This is a genomic window from Pseudomonas sp. PF05, from assembly GCF_056521845.1.
Map to the genome: position 1 here is coordinate 20,792 of NZ_JBWLPW010000001.1, position 17,721 is coordinate 38,512.

Below are 17,721 nucleotides of genomic sequence, written 5' to 3' on the forward strand. Positions count from 1 at the left end.
TCCTGTAAACCGGCACCCGGCGCCAGTTGGCGCCAGGTCGCGGAATTTGCGCTAACGAACTCGCCGCACAGCCACTAGAATAGCCGGACATTTTTTCAGGAGGTGGCCGATGCAGGCTCTCGACGCTTTGCTCAACCGTGTTTCCGTCCCGCGCCTGGTGGACCCGGCCCCCACGCCCGAACAGCGCGAACTCATGTTCGCTGCGGCCATGCGGGCGCCGGATCACGGCCAGTTGCGGCCATGGCGTTTTTTGACGGTCGAAGGGCAGGCGCGGCATCGCATGGGCGAACTGCTGGCCGAAGCCGCGCGGTTCAATGACCCGCTGGTATCGGAAGCCGTTGTGGAAAAGGCCCTCAATGGCCCCTTGCGCGCGCCCCTGGTCGTAGTGGTGATTGCCCGTCTGCAGGACCATTTCAAAATCCCCAAATCCGAGCAACTGCTGGCGGCTGGCTGCGCGGCCCATGGCATCTTGTTGGCTGCGTATGCCCAAGGGGTTGGCGGCGTGTGGCGCACCGGTGAACTGGCGTACTCGCCGCAGGTGGCCAGGGGGCTTGGCCTTGAAGACGGGGAAGAGGTGATCGGTTTCCTCTACCTGGGCACACCGCAGAAAGAAGCGCGCACGGCGCCGAAAGTGGAAACTGCAGAATTTGTCAGCGAGTGGACAGGCCTGTAGGAGCTGCCGAGCGAAGCGAGGCTGCGATCTTTTGATCCTGATCTTTCGCTCGGAACTCGATTTATAGAGGAAAGATCGCAGCCTCGTTGCACTCGACAGCTCCTACACACCGTCCAGCGGGAGCAAGTGGCCTTACTTGCAAACGTCTGCAATCGCCTCGGCCAGCAGATCCAGGCGCGTGGCGTCGATGCCGGCCACGTTGGCCCGGCCGGTGCCGACCATGTAGACACTGTGGCGCTCGCGCAGGTGCTTGACCTGCTCTGGCGTCAGGCCGGTGTAGGAGAACATCCCGCGTTGCACGCCGATATGGGCGAAGCGCTCGCGCAAGCCATGGGGTTCGAGGGCCTCCAGCAAGCCGCTGCGCAATTGCGCGATGCGCAGGCGCATGGCCTGGACTTCATCGGCCCACAGGCTTTTGAGTTCCGGGTTGCCGAGAATGGTCGCCACCACGGCTGCGCCATGGTCCGGCGGCGTCGACCACAGGTTGCGGGCGATGTTTGCCAGTTGGCTGCGGATGTCCACCAGCTTCTCGGCATCCCGGGCGCAGACGATCAATGCACCCGTACGATCGCGGTAGAGGCCGAAGTTCTTCGAGCAGGAACTGGTGACCAGCACCTCCGGCAACGCATCGGCAAACAGCCGGACCGCCCAGGCGTCCTGCTCCAGCCCATCGCCAAAGCCCTGGTAGGCGAAGTCGATCAGCGGTAGCAGGTCGCGGCTGCGCACCACCTCCAGCACCTGACGCCATTGCTCATGGGACAGGTCGAACCCGGTGGGGTTATGGCAACAGGCGTGCAGCAGCACCACATCACCTTTGGGCGCCTGGTTCAGCGTCGCCAGCATTGCTTCGAAATCCAGGCGGTTATCAGCGCCCACGTAAGGGTAGTGACTGACCTTGACCCCGGCCGCGGCGAAGATGGTTTCGTGGATCGGCCAAGTCGGGTTGCTCAGCCATACGCCACGGCCCGGCAGGCATTGGGCGATGAAGTCGGCACTCAGGCGCAGCGCACCGGTGCCGCCCGGTGTCTGGGTGGCGCCGGCACGTCTTGCGCTGATCAGCGGAGAGTCGGCACCCAGCACCAGCTCATTGATCAACTGGCCGAACGCGGCGTCGCCATGGCCGCCGATGTAGGTCTTGGTGGTCTGGCGATCCACCAGCCGCTGCTCGGCCTGTTTCACTGACTGAAGAATCGGCGTCAGGCCCTGGGCATCCTTGTAGACACCCACGCCCAGGTCGAACTTGCTTGGGTTGCTGTCCGCCGCGTAGGCCTCCATCAGGCCGAGAATCGGGTCGCCGGGTACCCGGCCGATGGCATCGAAATGCATTACTTGCGGCCCTCGGCGGTCTTGGCCACGTCATCGGTGCGGGCGGCCATGATGAAGTCGTTGCGGTGCAGGCCCTTGATGGAGTGGCTCCACCAGGTCACGGTGACTTTGCCCCATTCGGTGAGCAGGCCTGGGTGGTGGCCTTCGGCCTCGGAAATTTCACCCACAGCGTTGGTGAACGCCAGGGCGTGCTTGAAGTTCTTGAACAGGAAAACTTTTTCCAGTTGCATTACGCCGTCGCGCACTTCGATGTTCCAGTCGGGGATCTGCTTGATCAGTACCGGCAGTTCTTCGTCGCTGACTTGTGGGGCGTCGGCGCGGCAGGCTTCGCAATGGGCTTGGTTCAGAGTGTTCATGGTGTGTTCCTGGATCGAATATTTGAAAACGTCGATGCACCCACGCTAAAGCAAAGCCGCGTTGTGCAACAGACTCAATTGAGATTAAAAGACGCGGTTCACGCAGCCTTTGGTGGGAATTTCGGGGCGTGCAAGCCCAGTTCCCGACCGCGCTTGACCATGCCCATGATGTCTTCGTGGGCCAGGTCGAACAGGCGCTTGAGTTCTGGCAGCACGAAATACACCGGTTGCAGGATGTCGATGCGATACGGCGTGCGCATGGCTTCCAGTGGATCGAAGGCTTGATGCTCGGGCTCGTTGGACAGGCAGTACACGGTTTCCTTGGGCGAGGACAGGATGCCGCCACCGTAGATGCGCCGGCCCTGTGGGGTTTGCACCAGGCCGAACTCGATGGTCATCCAATACAGGCGCGCCAGGTAGACGCGTTCTTCCTTGGAAGCCTGTAGGCCGAGTTTGCCGTAGGTGTGGGTGAATTCGGCAAACCAGGGGTTGGTCAGCAATGGGCAGTGGCCGAAGATCTCGTGGAAAATGTCCGGCTCTTGCAGGTAGTCCAGTTCTTCCCGGGTACGAATGAAGGTTGCCACCGGAAACTGCTTGCTGGCGAGCAATTCGAAGAAGGTCTGGAAGGGGATCAACGCCGGCACCCGGGCAACCTGCCAGCCCGTGGTCTCGCCCAGCACTTGGTTGATTTCGCCCAGTTGCGGGATACGGTCGTGGGGCAGGCCAAGCTTGTCGATGCCGTCCAGGTATTCCTGGCACGCACGGCCTTCGATGACTTTCAGCTGGCGGGTGATCAGCGTATTCCACACCGCATGTTCTTCGGCGGTGTAGTGGATAAAACCTTGCGCATCGGGCTCGCGGGCCACGTACTGCGTCTGCTTCATGCTGTTCTCCTGCTGATTTCCCTCTCGGGGAAGACGTGTTGTTGTTATGTCCAGCGATGTATTAGAGATAACCCGAAGCAGGGAGATGTGCAGCACTCTGACAAAGGTGGGATGGGTAAAAGAATGGCAAATTCGTAAAGTTTTCGTTACGAATTGACGGGTGCGCCGATGTTATCGGGATTTTCTTGTGGGAATCTGCCTATAGCTGTCACATAATCTTGACAGTTATTTCCGCTGCCGGTCGGAAACCCTCATGGCAAAGGCCGGGCTGCGCCGTAGGAGCTGCCGAAGGCTGCGATTTTTTGATCCTTTCGCTTGGGATTCAACTGTCTGGGAAAAGATCGCAGCCTCGCTTCGCTCGGCAGCTCCTACAAGCGGGAACAAGCTCCCTTCCCACGAGTTTCCAATACACATCGGGCCTTTTCATGCGCATCAAAGTCCATTGCCAGAACCGCATCGGCATCCTGCGGGACATCCTCAACCTGTTGGTGGAGTACGGCATCAACGTCGCCCGGGGGGAGGTGGGCGGCGAGCATGGCAACGCGATCTACCTGCACTGCCCAAACCTGATCAACATCCAGTTCCAGGCGCTGCGTCCGAAATTCGAAGGTATCGCCGGGGTATTTGGCGTCAAGCGTGTAGGGCTGATGCCCAGCGAGCGTCGGCACATGGAACTCAACGCCTTGCTCGGCGCTTTGGAATTCCCGGTGCTGTCCATCGACATGGGCGGCTCCATCGTTGCGGCTAACCGAGCGGCGGCGCAGTTGCTCGGGGTGCGAGTGGACGAGGTGCCGGGGATTCCCCTGTCCCGCTATGCCGAGGATTTCGACTTGCCGGAACTGGTGCGGGCCAACCAGTCGCGCATCAACGGCCTGCGGGTCAAGGTCAAGGGCGATGTGTTCCTGGCGGACATCGCGCCGCTGCAATCGGAACACGACGACAGCGAAGCCATGGCCGGTGCGGTGCTGACGCTGCACCGGGCCGACCGGGTGGGCGAACGTATCTATAACGTGCGCAAACAGGAATTGCGTGGCTTCGACAGTATTTTCCAGAGTTCGAAGGTCATGGCGGCGGTGGTGCGCGAGGCCCGGCGCATGGCACCGCTGGACGCGCCGCTGTTAATAGAAGGTGAAACCGGTACCGGCAAGGAACTGCTGGCCCGCGCCTGTCACCTGGCGAGCCCGCGCGGGCAATCGCCACTGATGGCGCTCAACTGTGCCGGGCTGCCGGAGTCCATGGCCGAGACCGAGCTGTTCGGCTACGGCCCGGGGGCCTTCGAGGGTGCCAGGGCCGAAGGCAAGCTCGGCCTGCTGGAACTGACCGCCGGCGGAACGCTGTTTCTCGATGGTGTCGGGGAGATGAGCCCGCGCCTGCAAGTGAAACTGCTGCGCTTTCTGCAAGACGGTTGCTTCCGGCGCGTCGGCAGCGATGAAGAGGTGTACCTGGACGTCAGGGTGATCTGCGCCACCCAGGTCGATTTGTCCGAACTCTGCGCCCGGGGTGAATTCCGTCAGGACTTGTACCACCGCTTGAACGTCCTTTCCTTGCACATCCCACCGCTGCGCGAATGCCTCGATGGCCTGGCGCCGCTGGTGGAACATTTCCTCGACCAGGCCAGCCGCCAGATCGGCTGTGCCCTGCCCAAGCTGGCCCCGGCGGCGATGGACCGTCTCAGTCACTACCACTGGCCGGGCAACGTCCGGCAGTTGGAAAACGTGCTGTTCCAGGCCGTTTCCCTGTGCGACGGCGGCACGGTGAAGGCTGAGCATATCCGCCTGCCGGACTACGGCGTGCGCCAACCCCTTGGCGATTTTTCCCTTGAGGGTGGGCTGGACGAGATCGTCGGGCGTTTCGAGAAAGCGGTGCTGGAGCGCTTGTACTCCGAGCACCCCAGTAGCCGGCAACTGGGCAAGCGGCTGGGGGTTTCCCATACGACCATTGCCAATAAGTTGCGCGAATATGAGGTCGGCAAGGAGCCCGGAGCGTAATCAATTGCGGTGCGGTTGCCGGATGGGTAAACCTTTGCCTTGCAGCGGCACGACACCGCCGGTTTTTCGTCTTCGATACATTTGCACAATCGCTTCCAGAACCTCCAGGCCCTTTGTTTACCGGGTCCATCAGCGCCAGAAAAAAGTTGGTCTGCAAATTGCTTGAGGCTGTGCAACACAGCAGTGGGCGGCAAACGTCCGGCATGCAGAGGAACGACAGTGGACAAGTACCTTTATGTGGCAATGACCGGCGCCAGCCAGAACGCACTGGCGCAGCGGGCCCATGCCAACAACCTGGCGAACATCTCCACCAATGGTTTTCAGAAAGACCTGGAGCAGGCGCGCTCGATGCCGGTGTTCGGCGACAGCTTTCCGGCGCGGGCGTTTGCCATGTCCGAACGGCCTGCCACGGACTTCACTCCGGGGGCGCTGGTAGAAACCGGTCGTGACCTCGATGTGGCGGTCAGTGGGCCGGGCTGGATGGCCGTGCAGAACCCCGATGGCGGTGAAAGCTACGTGCGCACCGGCAGCCTCAATGTTGACGCCTTGGGCGTGCTGCGCGCCGGCAACGGTATGCCGGTGATGGGCAACGGCGGTCCGATCGCCGTGCCGCCAGAGCAGAAGATCGAAATCGGCCAGGACGGCACCATCAGCATCCGCGCCATGGGCGAAGGCCCGCGGGTGATGGCTGAAGTGGACCGCATCAAGCTGGTCAACCCGGACCTCAAGAACATGACCAAGGGCCTGGATGGTTCGATCCGGACCAAGGACGGCCAACCGGCGCCCATTGATGCCAATGTGCAGTTGGTGTCGGGTTTCCAGGAGGCGAGCAACGTCAATGCCGTGGATGAAATGACCTCGGTGCTGGCCCTGGCCAAGCAGTTCGAGCTTCACGTCAAGATGATGAACACCGCCAAAGAAGGCGACGAGGCCATGGCTCGGGTCTTGCAGATCTAACCATTAACTAAAGCGTCGCGCCGAAAAACAGGCGTACGAGGAGAATCGAATGCTTCCGGCTCTATGGGTTGCCAAAACAGGTCTGTCCGCCCAGGACACCAACCTGACGACCATTTCCAACAACCTGGCGAACGTTTCGACCACGGGTTTCAAACGTGATCGTGCCGAGTTCCAGGACCTGCTGTATCAGGTGAAACGCCAGCCTGGCGCCCAGTCGACCCAGGACAGCGAACTGCCGTCGGGCCTGCAAGTGGGTACCGGTGTGCGCATCGTCGGCACGCAGAAAAACTTCAACGCCGGCAGCCTGCAAACCACCGAGCAGCCCCTGGACATGGCCATCGACGGTCGCGGTTTCTTCCAGATCCTGCAGCCGGACGGCACCACGTCCTACACCCGCGACGGTACGTTCCACCTCGACTCCAACGGCCAGATCGTCAACGCCAGCGGTTTCGCCCTGGAGCCGGCCATCATCATTCCGAACGATGCCCAGACCTTTACCGTGGGCCGTGACGGCACCGTGTCCATCACCGTGGCGGGCAACCCGGCCGCCCAGGTGATCGGCAACCTGCAGACCGCCGACTTCATCAACCCGGCCGGCCTGCAAGCGGTGGGCAACAACCTGTTCCTGGAAACCGCCGCCAGTGGCGCGCCGCAAGTCGGCACCCCGGGCCTGAACGGCTTCGGCACCACGCTGCAGAACACCCTGGAAACGTCCAACGTAAGCACCGTCGAGGAGATGGTCAACATGATCACCACCCAGCGTGCCTACGAGATGAACTCCAAGGTGATCTCCACTGCCGACCAGATGCTCTCGTTCGTTACGCAGAATCTGTAACCGCGTCGCAACGTCCGTCATTACGTAGACAGGGCGGCCCCAGGGTCGCCTGCAACACCAAGAGGTAGGGTCATGAAACGCTTCGTATCTGTTCTGGCACTGAGTGGGGTCACCGCGCTCGCGGGCTGTGTCGCGCCGACACCCAGGCCCAATGACCCGTATTACGCCCCGGTGTTGCCGCGCACGCCGTTGCCGGCTGCGGCCAACAATGGTTCGATCTACCAGGCCGGCTTCGAGCAGAACCTGTACAGCGACCGCAAGGCCTTCCGGGTCGGTGACATCATCACTATCACCCTGAACGAGCGGACCCAGGCCAGCAAGAACGCCAACTCGCAGATCGACAAGACCAGCGAGACCAGCGTTGGCCTGACCTCGCTGTTCGGCTCCAGCCTGACCACCAACAACCCGATCGGTGGCGGCGACCTGAGCCTCAACGCCGGCTACGGCTCCGACCGTGCCACCAAAGGCGACAGCAAGTCCGGCCAGAGCAACAGCCTGACCGGTTCGATTACCGTGACCGTCGCCGATGTGTTGCCCAACGGCATCATCGTCGTGCGCGGCGAGAAGTGGCTGACCCTCAACACCGGTGACGAACTGGTGCGCATCGCCGGCATGGTTCGCGCCGACGACATTGCCACCGACAACACGGTTTCCTCGACCCGTGTGGCCGATGCGCGCATCACCTACTCGGGCACCGGCGCCTTTGCCGATGCGAGTCAACCGGGTTGGTTCGACCGTTTCTTCCTCAGCCCGAAGTTCCCTTTCTAGGTGGCCCCGTTGAATCTTAAACAGCTGTTGATCGGTGCCTTGGTAATGTCGGCAGCCTTTAGCGCTCAAGCCGAGCGTCTGAAGGACATCGCCAGCATTTCCGGCGTGCGTTCCAACCAGTTGATCGGCTACGGCCTGGTCGTGGGCCTGAACGGCACCGGTGACCAGACCACCCAGACCCCGTTCACCCTGCAGACCTTCAACAACATGTTGTCGCAGTTCGGTATCAAGGTGCCGGCCGGCTCCGGTAACGTGCAGTTGAAGAACGTCGCGGCGGTGTCGGTCAGTGCCGATCTGCCGGCGTTCGCCAAGCCTGGCCAGCAGGTGGATATCACCGTTTCGTCCATCGGTAACTCCAAGAGCCTGCGTGGCGGCACCCTGCTGCTGACGCCGCTCAAGGGTATCGACGGTAACGTCTACGCCATCGCCCAGGGCAACCTGGTGGTCGGCGGTTTCGATGCCGAGGGGCGCGACGGTTCGAAGATCACCGTCAACGTTCCGTCGGCCGGTCGCATCCCTGGCGGTGCGTCGGTGGAGCGTGCGGTGCCGAGCGGTTTCAACCAGGGCAACAGCCTGACGCTGAACCTCAACCGTTCCGACTTCACCACCGCCAAGCGTATCGTCGACAAGATCAACGACATGCTCGGCCCAGGCGTGGCCCAGGCCCTCGACGGTGGTTCGGTGCGCGTCACGGCGCCGCTGGATCCGAGCCAGCGGGTCGACTACCTGTCGATCCTGGAAAACCTTGAGGTCGACCCGGGCCAGGCGGTGGCGAAAGTCATCATCAACTCGCGTACCGGCACCATCGTGATCGGCCAGAACGTCAAGGTGTCTCCGGCCGCCGTGACCCACGGCAGCCTGACCGTGACCATCACCGAAGACCCGATCGTCAGCCAGCCGGGGCCGCTGTCCAACGGCCAGACCGCCGTGGTGCCCCGCTCGCGAGTCAATGCCGAGCAGGAAGCCAAGCCGATGTTCAAGTTCGGCCCGGGCACTACCCTGGATGAAATCGTCCGGGCGGTGAACCAGGTCGGCGCGGCGCCGGGCGACCTGATGGCGATCCTCGAAGCCTTGAAGCAGGCCGGCGCGTTGCAAGCCGACCTCATTGTGATTTGAGGGGCGAGCCATGGATATGCGCAAGGGCGCTTTGATCAGCGGGGACTCGGGTTCCTACTCGGACCTGAACCGCTTGAACCAGCTCAAGGTCGGCGACAAGAACAGCGACAGCAACCTGCGTAAAGTGGCACAGGAATTCGAGTCGCTGTTCCTTGGCGAAATGCTCAAGTCCATGCGTTCGGCCACCGAGGCCTTGGGCAAGGACAATCCGATGAACACGCCAGAAGCCAAGCAGTACCAGGAAATGTACGACCAGCAGTTGGCCGTTTCCATGTCCCGCGAAGGCGGTGGTATTGGCCTGGCCGATGTGCTGCTGCGCCAGATGTCCAAGAACAAGCCACTGGCCCCCGGCGAGGCGGCGACCTTGTCGGCTGCCAAGCAACAAGAGGCGCTGGACAAGGTTGCCAAGGCGCCGGTGCCGACACCGCTGGCTGCCGGGACCCTGCCTACTGACGGCCCATTGTCGCGTATCAGTGGCCAGCGTCCGTTGTGGGCTTCGCGGGCCGTGAGTGCATCGCAAGGGGCCGAGGGCGTCCATCGCAACGACATGGAATTGCTCAACCAGCGCCGCCTGGCCCTGCCACCGAAACTGGCCGACCGCCTGCTCGCCGGGCTGGTGCCTTCGGCGGCGGTCAATGCCGATGTGCCTGCGCAGAACGTCCTGACGGATCGCGCCATCGCCGCCGTCAAGCCGGCCACTGGCGACCTGGCCAATGGCGACTGGTTGGCCGCACTCAAGGCCGCCGAGCCGAAAGGCGACATGCAGGTCTATGGCCGCGCCGTGGCACAGCCACCGCTGGCACCGGCCCGCAAGGCCTTCCGCGATGCCGATGAATTCGTCAATGCCATGTTGCCAATGGCCAAGGAAGCGGCCGATCGCATTGGCGTCGACCCGCGTTACCTGGTAGCCCAGGCCGCCCTGGAAACCGGTTGGGGCAAATCGGTCATGCGCCAGCCCGATGGCAGCAGCAGTCACAACCTGTTCGGCATCAAGGCCAGCCAAAACTGGAAGGGCGATTCAGCCCGGGCGATTACCAGCGAATTCCGTAATGGCGCGATGGTCAAGGAGACGGCCGAGTTCCGTTCCTACGCCTCGTACCGTGACAGTTTCCATGACCTGGTCAATCTGCTGCAAAGCAACAGTCGCTATCAAGATGTGCTGAAGTCGGCCGATAACCCGGAACAGTTTGTACGCGAGTTGCAGAAGGCCGGTTACGCCACCGACCCGCACTACGCCAGCAAGATTTCGAACATAGCCCGGCAGATGACGAGTTACCAAAACTACGCTTCTGCAGGCGCCACCACGACTTTATAAGGTCTGAACCATGAGTTTGCTCAATATAGGGATGTCGGGTCTGTCAGCAAGCCAGACTGCGTTGGTGACCACGGGTAACAACATCGCCAACGTCGATACCGCCGGTTATTCGCGCCAGCAGACCGTGCAGACCACCAAGGCCTCGAACCAGTACGGCAACGTGTTCATCGGTTCCGGCACGACCCTGGCCGATGTGCGTCGGGTGTATAACGCCTTCCTTGAAGCACAACTGAAAACCACCACGTCGCTCAACAGTGACGCGGCGGCCTATCAGGGGCAAATCACGCCACTCGATTCCCTGTTGTCGGACAGCGGCACCGGTCTCAACGGGGCGCTGACCAAGTTTTTCGCCTCGGTGCAGAACGTCAACGCCAAGCCGGGTGACGATGCGTCCCGCCAGTTGCTGCTCAGCGATGCCCAGGCCTTGAGCAACCGTTTCAATTCGGTTGCCAGCCAGTTGACCGAGCAGAGCCAGAACATCAACGGCAACCTGTCGAACATGGTGGAGCAGGTCAACAACCTGGCGGCCACCGTTGCGCAGTTGAACAAGAAAATCGCCGAAGTCTCCAACTCCGGTGGCGCACCCAATGACCTGCTCGATGCCCGCAGCGAAACCATTCGCCAGCTCTCGACGTTCACCGGCACGCAGGTCGTCGAGAACGGCAGCAGCCTGGACATCTACCTGGGCTCCGGCCAACCACTGGTGATGGGCAATACCGTCAATACCCTGGAAGCGGTGCCGGACAAGAACGATCCGGGGCGCATTGGCATCCAGCTCAACAGTGGCTCCAGCTCCATGGACTTGACGTCGGTGCTCACCGGCGGCGAGATCGGTGGCTTGATGCGCTACCGCAGCACCGTGCTCGACCCGGCCATGAACGAGTTGGGTCGCGTGGCCCTGGTGGTCGCCGACCAGATGAACAGCATCCAGGCTTCGGGCATCGACATGAACGGGGCCTTCGGCTCCAACCTGTTCAGCAACATCAACAGCGCTGCGCAAATGAGTCAGCGCAGTGTTGCGTCGTTGAACAACAGTGCGGGCTCCGGCAACTTCAACATTGCCATCGAAGACACCGGCAAGCTGACCACCAACGATTACAAGGTGACGTTCACCAGCGGCACGGACTACACCGTCCAGCGCCTGCCCGACGGCACCTCGATGGGCGCGTTCAACACCGCGACCACGCCGCCGCCGGTGATCGACGGTTTCTCGATGACCTTCGCCAACGGCACCGCAGCCGCCGGCGACTCGTTCAAGCTCACCCCGACCCGCAACGCGGCGGCCAGCATCAAGACCGAGATGACCGACTCCAAGCGGCTGGCGATTGCCGCGCCGTTGGGCGCCGCCATCGTGCCAGGGGGCAGCGGTACGCTGACCATTCCGGCCAGCGGCCAGCCAACCATGACGACGAAGCTGGACATCTACGATGAGGCCACCACCAGCATCATCCAGAACGGCATCAAGAATTCCATGCCGGTCAAAGTGGTGTTCGGCGCGACCTCGGCCGATGGCACGAGCCAGGCTTATCAGTTGCTTGATGCACAAGGCGGTACGATCAGCAGCGGTACGATCAAGCCCGGCGAAAGCAACACCCTGAGCCTGAGTGTTCCGCTCAAGGACGCCAGCGGCAACCCGATCCTGGATTCGTCCGTACCGCCGGTGCAGCGCACCGTCACGTTCGACATGTCCATTGCCGGTGCCCCGTCCGATGGTGCCTCCATTAATGTCAGCCTCAGCCAGCCCGGCAGCCTGGACAACCGTAACGGTACTGTCCTGGCGGGTTTGCAGACTGCCAAGACCGTGGATACCGATTCTTCCAGCAAGGGTATTTCCCTGAACGATGCCTACGGCAAGCTGGTAGAAGGCGTAGGTTCCAAGGCCGCCCAAGGCAAGCTCGACAGCGCCGCCACCGGCGCGATCCTGGATAACGCCAAGAACGCCCGCGACTCGCTGTCGGGCGTGGACCTGGATGAAGAAACCGGCAATCTGGTCAAATTCCAGCAGTACTACACCGCGTCTTCGCAGATCATCAAGGCTGCGCAGGAAATCTTCAGCACGCTGATCAACAGTCTTTAAGGAGTCGTAGCCCATGCGCATTTCCACTTCCCAGTTTTACGAAAGCACGGCTGCGAACTACCAGAAAAACTTCGCCAACGTGGTCAAGACCAGCGAAGAAGCCAGTAGCCTGGTGCGGGTGAATACCGCTGCCGATGACCCGGTAGGCGCTTCGCGTCTGCTGCAACTGGGCACGCAAGCGTCGATGCTGGCTCAGTACGAAACCAACACCAACACCATCAAGGCGACCCTGGGCACCACTGAAGCGGTGATGACCAGCATTGGCAACGTGCTGCAGCGCGCCAAGGAATTGGCCGTCGGTGCCGGCAACGCCGGCTACACCGACGCCGATCGCCAGGCCAACGCCTCGGAGCTGGCGCAGATCGAAGAACAACTGCTGAGCTTGATGAACAGCAAGGACGAAAACGGCAAGTATATTTTCGCCGGCTCCAAGGGCGACACCATTCCGTTCACCCGCAACAACGATGGCAGCTACAGCTATAACGGTGACCAGGTGACCCTCGACCTGCCTGTCGGCGACACCATGTCGATGGCCACCAACAGCACCGGCTGGGAAGTGTTCCAGCAGGCCGTCAACACCAGCCGCAGCCAAGTCACCATGACTGCGCCTGTGGTGGATGATGGTCGCGTGGTGCTGTCCAACGGCCAAGTGTCGTCCAGTGTCACCTACAACAGCAAATTCCGCAGCGGCGAGCCGTACACCGTTGAGTTCACCAGCGGTACGCAACTGAAAATCACCGACTCCGGCGGCAACGATGTCACCGCAGAGGCCAGCCTGGGCGGCGCTTTTGACCCCAACAGCAAAAGCGGCCAGGCGGTACAGTTCCGGGGACTGGAACTGACCTTGAACATCAACCTGCAAACCGGTGATACCGCGGGCACTGTGTTGCCCGGCCATACCTTCACCCTGGCCGCCAAGCCGGACACCTTTGTCACGACTCGCAGCCCGGGCAACCCGACCACGGTCCAGGTCACTGGCAGCGAAATCACCGACCCGGTGGCCTATCACGCCAGTTTTCCTACCGGTTCGGCCGTATTGAAGTTCACCAGTGCCACCGATTTCGACCTCTACAGCGCGCCGCTGACCGCCAACAGCCAGCCGGTGTCCAGCGGTACCCTGGCCGGCAACGTGGCTACCGCTTCGGGCGTGAGCTTCACACTGGACGGAACGCCTGCCGCTGACGATCAGTTCAGCATCGCGGTCAACACCCATGAGACCCAGAATATTCTGGACACTGTTAACCAGTTGAAAACTGCGTTGAGCACGCCGACCAACAACGATCCGATTGCGTTGCAGAAGTTGCAGGCATCGCTGGCCTCCGGCATCGGCAACCTGGCCAGCGGCACCGATCAGTTGTCCAGCGCCTTGAGCTCGGTAGGTGGGCGTGGCCAGGCCCTGGAAACCCAAAGCGACACGAACCAGAGCCTGCTGTTGGCCAATAACCAGACTCAATCATCGATTCGTGATTCCGATGCGGCCGAAGTGATGACTCGCCTGACCTTGCAGCAGACCATGTTGCAGGCCTCGCAACTGGCGTTCAGCAAGATCGCCCAGTTGGGTCTGTTCAACAAGATCTGAGCCGGTATAGACCGAGCCGCCAACCGTCTTTTTTTAAGCGGTTCCGGGGCTCCGACCTGAAAAGGACGGAGCCCGCCGCTCGAGAGTTTTAACCGTGAAGTCACTTCCGCTCGTCAGTATCGTTATCCCCGCCTACAACCCTAGGTTCTTCGACCAGGCACTGCTCAGTGCCTTGGCCCAGACCTACGAACATATCGAGATCATCGTTTGCGATGATTCGCCTGGCGATGAGATTCGCCAGATCGTCGACTCCTTCACTGAACCGTCCCATCCGATCCGCTATTTGCGAAACCCGAAGCGGCTGGGGCTTCAGGGCAACCTGTTGCGGTGTGTCGAAGAGGCCAGCGGTGAGTTCATCAAAGTGCTGTGCGATGACGACCGTCTATTCGCACCGAGCATTGCGATGCAGGCCCAGGCGTTGATGGATCATGCTGACGTCAGCGTTGTGTTCGCGCTTCGGTTGTTGTGTGACGCAGGTAACTTCATCCTGCCACCCCGTGTGGACAATTGCCGCTTCTCGCCCAATGACGCTTTGCTCAAGGGCGACGACATGCTGGCGATTTTCGAGAGCACGCCGACCAATTTCGTCGGTAATTTCAGTTCGACCCTGATGCGTCGAGCCGATGTGCTGGAATTGTTGCCCGCCCTGATTCAGGAGGGTGCCGGATTTGTTGCGGTGCTCGATTTTGCTTTGTTTGTCTGCCTGATGCGGCGCGGTAATCTGATTGCCTTGAATACCGTGTTAGGTATTGAACGGCTCTACCCGGAGCGTTTGAGCAAGACCCCGGAAATGCTCAAGGCTGCAAGAATAGAGTGGGAATGGCTGGCGCAGATGCTTGTTGCGCGCAGCGGTGAAGCGGCTCCGGCCTCCGGCTGGGTGCGCTGCGTTGACCTGGACAAAGTCACCGACCAGCCTCACGCCTGGCAGGAGCTGTGCGTGACTCGTGTGCTAGGCAATCGCAATACCGTCGTCAACGGTCGGGTAGGCGCCCAGAGCGAGAGCTATGCCGAGTTCTACCGTGAATGGCTGTCTATCCGTCGTTTCAGTGAGGTTGAACGGCGTGTCATGCCTGCGCGCATCGACAGTTGGTCGCTGCGTCCGAACATCGTGCCCATTGTCATCGACGGTGCCGGTGACGATGTGGCATTGGCGTCCACGCTGCGCAGCATAGACGGCCAGCTCTATCCGGCCCAGGCTGTCGTGGTGCTTTCCGATGCCCGTTGCGAGGCCAATGACCGGGTGTTGCAGTTGCCCTATCAGCCCGATTGGGCGCGGCAACTCAATGCCATTGTCCCGCAGTTGGAGGGCGCGCATTGGTTTTACCTGTTGCGTGCCGGCGACACGCTGCGTGATTCGGCCTTGTTGATTCTGGCCGAGCGCGTGGCCGGGAAGCCGGGAATTCTCTGCGCTTACAGCGATGAGGGCGCATTGGTAAACGGCGAGTCCATCGAGCCGGTATTCAAGCCTGATTTCAACCTCGACCTGATGCGCGCCTATCCCTACGTCGGCCGGGCCCTGGCCTTCGAACGCGAGCGTTTCATGAGTCTGGGCGGGTTCGATCCGGTTCGCGGTGAGCTGGCGCCCCACGACCTGCTCTGGCGGCTGGTGGAGGAGGCCGGCCCGCAAACCATCGAGCACATTGCCGAGATTCAGGTGGAGTCGACACTGAGCTTCGCCCAGTGGTTGTCGTGGCCGGAGGTTATCGAGGGCAATGCCCCTACGGTTGGTGCTCACCTGGCGCGAATCGGCGCACCTCATGAGATTCGCCAGGATGTGTTGCCGCTGATCAATCGCATCGACTACCGATACGGCACTCGTCCGTTGGTGTCGGTCATCCTGCGCACGGGGGATTCGCTGACAGCCTTGCAGCGCTGCTGCGAAAGCCTGATCGAGCGCACGGCCTATACGCATTATGAAATTCTGATCGTGGACAGTGGCGTCCGAGACCTGGCCATGCTTGATTGGTTGGCGAACATGGCACAACTGGGCGCGAACATGCTGCGCGTGTTGCGATACGCCGGCGATGACAGCGATGCAGCGGTGCGCAATTTTGCTGCGGGCCAGGCCCGGGGCGAATACTTGCTATTGCTTAGTCCGCAAACAGTCATTTGTGAAAATGACTGGTTGGACGAACTGATCAATCATGCCCAGCGTCCCGAAGTTGCGGTGGTCGGTGCGAGAATACTCAGCCCCCAAGGCACGATTGTTGGCGGCGGGCAGGTCCTCGGGTTGGCTGGGCCGGTGGGCACGCCATTTTATGGTGAGTCGGCAGCTTCTCGCGGCTATATGCAGCGCTTGCATACCACCCAGAACTGGAGCGCGGTCAGTGGCGACTGCCTGATGGTGCGCAAGCAGGTGTTCGAAGACCTCGGCTGCCTGGACGACGCCACCTTTACTCTTGGCCTCAGCGATGTCGATCTGTGCTTGCGTGCAGGAAAGGATGGCTACTTGGTGGTCTGGACGCCTTATGCGAGTGTCATGCAGGTGGTTGCTCCACGGTCATCATCGGATCAGTCCGAAGAAACGGCACTGTTGGAGCGTGAGCGCGAAATTTTCTATCGCAATTGGTTGCCCCAGATCGCCCGTGACTCGGCCTACAGCCCTTCTCTGGCACTGGGAGCATCCAGTTTCAGCCTGGAACCTTCTCTGCGTCACAACTGGAATCCCTTCTGCTCTCGTGCTTTGCCACTGATACTTGGCCTGCCGGTCAACGCTACTGCGGTTGGTCATTATCGCGTTACGGCCCCGTTGGCCGAGCTCGAAGCCGCAGGGAGGGTGATCGCCCGGGTGGCCTATGAGTCACCTTCGACCGTTGATATCGAGCGATTGTCTCCAGATACCATCGTATTGCAGGGGCGCTACAGTGAAGGTTCCGCAGGCGACATCCTGCGGATGAAGAAATATGCCAATGCCTTGCGGATTTTCGAGCTCGACGACTACGTAGTCAGTGCCCCCAAGAAAAACACCCACGCCCGCAATAAGCCGGTCAACACCGAGCAGATGCTGCGCGAGGGGATTGGCTTGTGTGATCGAGTGGTGGTGACGACCCAGCCGCTGGCCGATGCCTTGTCCAGCATGCATAGCGAAATCCGGGTGGTGCCCAACATGCTGCCGCCCGAACCATGGACCCGCTTGACCAGCCGACGAGGAACATCCTCCAAGCCCCGGGTTGGCTGGGGCGGCGGGACCAGCCACAGCGGCGATCTGGAAATCATTGCCGATGTCGTCCGCGAACTGGCCAATGAGGTGGAGTGGGTATTCTTCGGGATGTGCCCGGATGCGTTGCGTCCCTACATCCATGAGTTCCATGCTTCCGTCGGTTTGAACACTTACCCGTTCAAACTGGCCAGCCTGAACCTCGACCTGGCGCTGGCGCCGTTGGAGTTCCACATCTTCAACGACTGTAAGAGCAACCTGCGCTTGCTGGAGTACGGCGCCTGTGGTTATCCGGTGATCTGCACCGACACCAAGGCCTACGATGGCTTCTTACCGTGTACCAAAGTACGCAGCAACAGCACCGAAGAATGGATCGCGGCCATCCGCATGCATCTGGCCGATCCGGACGCCAGCTACCGCATGGGCGATGAACTGCGCGAAGCGGTGCTTCGTGATTTCATGCTCAGCGGCGATAACTTGCAGCATTGGTTGTGGGGATGGTTGCCGGATTGATGTGTGGGAGGGGTAAATCCCCCTCGCCACAAAAAACAGCGCTCAGTTCCCTTTCCGACCCCTATGCCCCCCGAAACGCTGCCATCGGAGCTGGCGCGTTTCCTGCAAGCCCCCCTCATATCGCCATAAAACGAGCGCTCGCGGTCCATCGCAGCGTCCGGATCGGCATTGAAGGTA

13 protein-coding genes are annotated in these 17,721 nt (G+C 61.2%); 10 read left to right on the forward strand and 3 right to left on the reverse strand.

Annotated elements, in window-relative coordinates; all coding sequences use genetic code 11:
* Positions 1 to 109: 109 nt before the first annotated feature.
* Positions 110 to 673, forward strand: coding sequence for an NAD(P)H nitroreductase (locus AC09SL_RS00085; RefSeq protein WP_058545689.1), 564 nt, complete (start codon positions 110 to 112; stop codon positions 671 to 673).
* A 132-nt stretch (positions 674 to 805) separates the two neighbouring features.
* On the opposite strand, the gene AC09SL_RS00090 is transcribed toward AC09SL_RS00085, so the two are convergent.
* The 3 genes from AC09SL_RS00090 to phhA form a co-directional block, all read right to left on the reverse strand.
* Positions 806 to 1,999: an amino acid aminotransferase gene (locus AC09SL_RS00090; RefSeq protein WP_058545688.1), complete on the reverse strand. Its 1,194-nt coding sequence runs from the start codon at positions 1,997 to 1,999 to the stop codon at positions 806 to 808.
* Entirely contained in the window at positions 1,999 to 2,355 is a 357-nt protein-coding gene (locus AC09SL_RS00095) for a 4a-hydroxytetrahydrobiopterin dehydratase (RefSeq protein WP_003184087.1), read from the reverse strand. The genes AC09SL_RS00090 and AC09SL_RS00095 overlap by 1 nt, the downstream gene beginning before the upstream one ends.
* A 98-nt stretch (positions 2,356 to 2,453) precedes the next feature.
* Positions 2,454 to 3,239 carry a phenylalanine 4-monooxygenase gene (gene phhA / locus AC09SL_RS00100; protein ID WP_058545687.1) on the reverse strand — a complete coding sequence of 262 codons (786 nt, stop codon included), beginning with the start codon at positions 3,237 to 3,239 and terminating at the stop codon, positions 2,454 to 2,456.
* 425 nt (positions 3,240 to 3,664) lie between these two features.
* Between phhA and AC09SL_RS00105 the strand changes: the two genes are divergently transcribed.
* From AC09SL_RS00105 to AC09SL_RS00145, 9 genes are all read left to right on the forward strand, one after another.
* Positions 3,665 to 5,227 (forward strand): sigma-54-dependent transcriptional regulator, encoded by a 1,563-nt coding sequence (locus AC09SL_RS00105; protein WP_058545686.1) that lies wholly within the window; start codon positions 3,665 to 3,667, stop codon positions 5,225 to 5,227.
* 219 nt (positions 5,228 to 5,446) lie between these two features.
* On the forward strand, positions 5,447 to 6,184 hold the full coding sequence (locus AC09SL_RS00110) for a flagellar basal body rod protein FlgF (protein WP_003199043.1): 738 nt from the start codon (positions 5,447 to 5,449) through the stop codon (positions 6,182 to 6,184).
* Between the two features lie 49 nt (positions 6,185 to 6,233).
* Entirely contained in the window at positions 6,234 to 7,019 is a 786-nt protein-coding gene (flgG, locus tag AC09SL_RS00115) for a flagellar basal-body rod protein FlgG (protein WP_053146447.1), read from the forward strand.
* A gap of 72 nt (positions 7,020 to 7,091) precedes the next feature.
* Complete coding sequence (flgH, locus tag AC09SL_RS00120; protein WP_058545685.1) at positions 7,092 to 7,787, forward strand: flagellar basal body L-ring protein FlgH; 696 nt, start codon at positions 7,092 to 7,094, stop codon at positions 7,785 to 7,787.
* 45 nt (positions 7,788 to 7,832) lie between these two features.
* Positions 7,833 to 8,903 (forward strand): flagellar basal body P-ring protein FlgI, encoded by a 1,071-nt coding sequence (locus tag AC09SL_RS00125; RefSeq protein WP_165826099.1) that lies wholly within the window; start codon positions 7,833 to 7,835, stop codon positions 8,901 to 8,903.
* A gap of 10 nt (positions 8,904 to 8,913) precedes the next feature.
* The gene (flgJ, locus tag AC09SL_RS00130) at positions 8,914 to 10,218 is read left to right on the forward strand and encodes a flagellar assembly peptidoglycan hydrolase FlgJ (protein ID WP_058545683.1); all 1,305 of its coding nucleotides are present in this window, start codon (positions 8,914 to 8,916) and stop codon (positions 10,216 to 10,218) included.
* A 10-nt stretch (positions 10,219 to 10,228) separates the two neighbouring features.
* The gene (gene flgK, locus AC09SL_RS00135) at positions 10,229 to 12,295 is read left to right on the forward strand and encodes a flagellar hook-associated protein FlgK (RefSeq protein WP_058545682.1); all 2,067 of its coding nucleotides are present in this window, start codon (positions 10,229 to 10,231) and stop codon (positions 12,293 to 12,295) included.
* Positions 12,296 to 12,308: 13 nt separating this feature from the next.
* The gene (locus AC09SL_RS00140) at positions 12,309 to 13,874 is read left to right on the forward strand and encodes a flagellar hook-associated protein 3 (RefSeq protein ID WP_058545681.1); all 1,566 of its coding nucleotides are present in this window, start codon (positions 12,309 to 12,311) and stop codon (positions 13,872 to 13,874) included.
* A 94-nt stretch (positions 13,875 to 13,968) separates the two neighbouring features.
* Positions 13,969 to 17,544, forward strand: a complete 3,576-nt coding sequence (locus AC09SL_RS00145; protein WP_058545680.1) for a glycosyltransferase — start codon at positions 13,969 to 13,971, stop codon at positions 17,542 to 17,544.
* Positions 17,545 to 17,721 lie beyond the last annotated feature (177 nt).